General features: G+C 77.1%; 2 protein-coding genes. Both read left to right on the top strand.

Going from position 1 to position 4,591, the window contains the following annotated elements:
• A partial coding sequence (locus tag ABEB16_RS17270) for an alpha-galactosidase (RefSeq protein ID WP_345713459.1) occupies positions 1-1,622 on the top strand: 1,622 nt, incomplete at its 5' end.
• Positions 1,623-1,701: 79 nt separating this feature from the next.
• On the top strand, positions 1,702-4,591 hold a 2,890-nt coding region (locus tag ABEB16_RS17265; protein WP_345713458.1), incomplete at its 3' end, for a glycoside hydrolase family 2 TIM barrel-domain containing protein.

Raw genomic sequence — 4,591 nt, 5'->3', positions numbered from 1 at the left:
CGGTGCTGCGGGGGCTGAGCCGCGCCGCCGCGCACGAGGGCTACCGGGTGCTCGTCGCGGGCACCCCCGGGTTCGGGTTCCGCCACGGGGAGGTGTGGGGCGTGCACGTCGCCTGGAGCGGGAACCCGGTGTACCTGGTCGAGCACCTGCCCGAGGGCGCGGCCACCGCGAGCAGCGTCCTCGGCGGGGGGGAGCACCTCGCACCCGGCGAGGTGCGCCTGGCCGCGGGGGAGTCGTACACGACCCCCGAGGTGCTGTACGTGCACTCCACCGCGGGGCTCGACGGGCTCTCCGCGCGGCTGCACGAGCGGTTGCGGGCCCGCCCGCAGCACCCCCGCACCCCGCGCCCCGTCGTGCTCAACACGTGGGAGGCGGTGTACTTCGACCACGACCTCGCCACGCTCACCGCGCTGGCCGACACCGCCGCGCGCATCGGCGTGGAGCGGTTCGTGCTCGACGACGGCTGGTTCGGCGCCCGCCGCGACGACAGGACCGGCCTCGGCGACTGGTACGTCTCGCAGGACGTGTGGCCGCAGGGGCTGAACCCGCTGTTCGACCACGTCCGCGCCCTGGGGATGCAGGTCGGCCTCTGGGTGGAGCCGGAGATGGTGAACCCCGACTCCGACCTCGCGCGCGCCCACCCCGACTGGGTCCTCACCCCCGAGGCGCCGCTGTGGCGCACCCAGCACGTCCTCGACCTGGCGCACCCGGCGGCGTGGGAGCACCTGCTCGAGCGCCTGGACGCCCTGGTGACCGAGTTCGGCGTCGACTTCCTCAAGTGGGACCACAACCGGGACCTGCACGTCGCCGAGCACCGCCGCGCCGACGGCACCGCCGCGCCCGGCGTGCACGCGCAGACGGTCGCGCTGTACGCCCTGCTCGACGAGCTGCGCCGGCGCCACCCCGGCCTGGAGGTCGAGTCCTGCGCCAGCGGCGGCGCCCGCGTCGACCTCGGGATCCTGCAGCGCACCGACCGGATCTGGGCCTCGGACACCAACGACGCGCTGGAGCGGCAGCAGATCCAGCGCTGGACGGCGCTGCTCGTGCCGCCGGAGCTGACCGGCGCCCACGTGGGCCCGCCCGAGGCGCACAGCACCCACCGGCACCTGGCGCTGCAGTTCCGCTGCGCCACGGCGCTGTTCGGGCACGCCGGCATCGAGTGGGACGTCACCACGTGCTCGCCGGCGGAGCTGGAGGTGCTCTCGCGCTGGACGGCGCTGTACAAGGAGCTGCGGCCGCTGCTGCACTCCGGGCGCGTGGTGCGCGCCGACGAGGTGGACCCCGGCGCGCTGCTGCACGGGGTGGTGGCCGCGGACGCCGGCGAGGCGGTGTTCTGCTGGGCCCGGCTGGCCACCGCCGCCGACGCCCAGCCGGGGCGGGTGCGGCTGCCGGGCCTGGACCCGGCGGCGCGCTACGCGGTGCGGGTGCGCACCGAGCTGGGGGAGCCGTCGGTGCTGCAGGGCGCGCCACCGCCGTGGCCGGCGCGGGCCGGTGGCGCTGCGGGTGGCGCGCAGGACGGCGGTGGCCTGGTCCTGACCGGCGCCGCGCTGGGGGCCCTCGGCCTGCCGATGCCGCTGCTCAACCCCGGGGCCGCGCTGCTGCTGCACCTCGTGCGCACGTGAACCCCGGCACGACCTCGACCCGGCACGACCTCGACCGGCACGACCCGAACCCGGCACGACCCACGAGCACGGAGGCACCGTGACCAGCTCCCCGCAGACCGCCGCCGGCGCGCCCGGCGACGACCCCGTGGCCCCCGGGTCGCGCTGGTTCACCGAGCACCTGCCGACCCGCGGCGCGCTGCCGGCGCGGGCCTGGCTGCGCTCCGACGCCGCCCGCCTCGACCTGTCCGGCACCTGGCGGTTCCGGCTGTCGCCGCACGCCGACGCGCCCGTGGACTTCTCGGGGCCCGGCTTCGACGACGGCGGCTGGGACGTGCTGACCGTCCCGGGGCACTGGCAGCTGCAGGGGGAGGGCCGCTTCGGCGCGCCCGCCTACACCAACGTCACCTACCCCTTCCCCGTCGACCCCCCGCACGTGCCGGACGAGAACCCCACCGGCGACCACCGGCGCACCTTCGCCGTCCCCGCCGGGTTCGTGCCCGCCGGGGGCCGGGCCGTGCTGCGCTTCGAGGGCGTCGACTCCGCCGTCGCGGTCTGGCTCAACGGGGTCGAGCTCGGCCGCTCCACCGGCAGCCGGCTGCCCGTGGAGTTCGACGCCACGGCCGCGCTGCTCGACGGCGACAACGTCCTCGCGGTGCGGGTGCACCAGTGGTCCTCCGGCAGCTACCTGGAGGACCAGGACATGTGGTGGATGTCCGGCATCTTCCGGGAGGTGTCGCTGCTGGCCCGCCCCGCCGGCGCCGTCGAGGACGTGTTCGTGCACGCCGGCTACGACGCCGCCACCGGCACCGGCCGGCTGCGGGTCGAGGCCCGCACCGCCGACGGCTCCACCGCGCGGCTGCGGGTGCCCGAGCTGGGCGTCGACGTCGCCTGCGGCGAGGAGGTCGAGCTGGCCGCGGTGCAGCCGTGGTCGGCGGAGGACCCGCGCCGCTACGCCGCCGAGGTCGCCACCGGTTCCGAGCGGGTCGCCCTGCACGTCGGGTTCCGCACGGTCGCGATCACGGGCGGCGTCTTCACCGTCAACGGCGCCCCCGTGAAGCTGCGCGGCGTCAACCGGCACGAGGTGGACCCCGACCGCGGCCGCGCCGTCACCGAGGCGGACATGCTCGCCGACGTGCTGCTCATGAAGCGGCACAACGTCAACGCCGTCCGCACCAGCCACTACCCCCCGCACCCGCGCTTCGTCGAGCTGTGCGACGAGCTGGGCCTGTGGGTGGTGCTGGAGTGCGACCTGGAGACCCACGGGTTCGTCGAGGTCGGCTGGCGCGGCAACCCCTCCGACGACCCGGCGTGGCGACCGGCGCTGCTGGAGCGGATGCGGCGCACCGTGGAGCGGGACAAGAACGCCCCCTCGGTGGTGCTGTGGTCGCTGGGCAACGAGAGCGGGCACGGGCGCAACCTGGAGGCGATGGCGGCCTGGACGCGCGAGCGCGACCCCTCGCGCCCCGTCCACTACGAGCACGACTGGGACAGCCCGCACGTCGACGTCTACAGCCGGATGTACGCCTCCCACGAGGAGGTCGCGGCCATCGCCACCCGCACCGAGGAGGCGCTGGCCGACCCCGCCCTCGACGCCCGGCGGCGGGCGATGCCCTTCGTGCAGTGCGAGTACGCCCACGCGATGGGCAACGGCCCCGGCGGCCTGGCCGAGTACCAGGAGCTGTTCGAGTCCTCCGAGCGCTGCATGGGCGGCTTCGTCTGGGAGTGGATCGACCACGGCCTGCGCCAGCGCGACGAGCACGGGCGCACCCGCTGGGCCTACGGCGGGGACTTCGGCGAGGAGCTGCACGACGGCAACTTCGTCGCCGACGGGCTGGTGCTGCCCGACCGCACGCCCTCGCCCGGCCTGCTGGACCTCGCGGCCGTCGTCGCCCAGGTGCACCTGGCCCCGGAGCGGCCGTTCGACCCCGACGCCGCCGAGCCCGGGCGGCTGCGGCTGCGCAACCGGTACGACCACCGCGACCTGTCCCACGTCCGGCTGCTGTGGAGCGTGGAGGACGACGGCTCCACGGTGGCCGAGGGGGAGCTGGTGGTGCCGGCGCTCGGGCCCCGCGGGGAGGCGCTGCTGGAGGTGCCCGCCGAGGTGCGCCAGGCCGCCCCGGCGCGCGCCGAGCGCTGGCTCACCGTGCGGGCGGTGCTGCGCGAGGACGAGCCGTGGGCCCCGGCCGGGCACGTGATCGGCACGGGCCAGCTCCGGCTGCCCCAGCTCGCCCCGCACCCCGCACCGGCCGGTGGCCCCCCGCCGGTGCGCCGCGGCCCGGACCTGCTGCTCGGGCCGGGCACCTTCGACGCCCGCACCGGCGAGCTGCTCGACCTGGCCGGCCTGCCCGTCGGCTCCCCGCGCCTGGACCTGTGGCGGGCGCCCACCGACAACGACGCCGGTCACCACGGCGAACCCGTGGCCGCCGCCTGGCGCCGCTTCGGCCTGCACCGGCTGCGCCACCGCACGGTGTCCGTCGAGCCCGGCGGCGCCGCGGGGTCCGGCCTCCTCGTGCGCACCCGCGTCGCCCCCGCCGGTCTCGACGCCGGCTTCGACGTGGCGTACGCCTGGACCGCGCCGCAGGCGGGTGCCCTGGCCCTCGCCGTCACCGTCGTGCCGCACGGCGACCTGCCCGCCGTGCTGCCCCTCGTCGGGCTCCGGCTGCGGCTGCCCCGCGCCCTCGGGCACCTGGCGTGGTTCGGCCGCGGCCCGGGCGAGGCGTACCCCGACACCGGCTCCGCCGCCCTGGTCGGGCGCTTCGGGGCCGACGTCGAGCGGCTGCACACCCCGTACGTGCTGCCGCAGGAGAACGGCCGGCGCGCCGACGTGCGCTGGGCGGAGCTCACCGCCCCCGACGGCTCCGGGCTGCGGCTGGAGGCGGCCGGCGCCCCCTTCGGGCTGTCCGCGCGCCGCTGGACGAGCGAGGCCCTCGACGCGGCCCGCCACGACGCGGAGCTGGCCGACTCCGGGTCCGTCTGGGTGGTCCTCG

The organism is Kineococcus glutinatus, from assembly GCF_039542765.1.
Taxonomy (GTDB): Bacteria; Actinomycetota; Actinomycetes; order Actinomycetales; family Kineococcaceae; genus Kineococcus_A; species Kineococcus_A glutinatus.
This window is presented reverse-complemented; position numbering and strand designations above follow the sequence as displayed.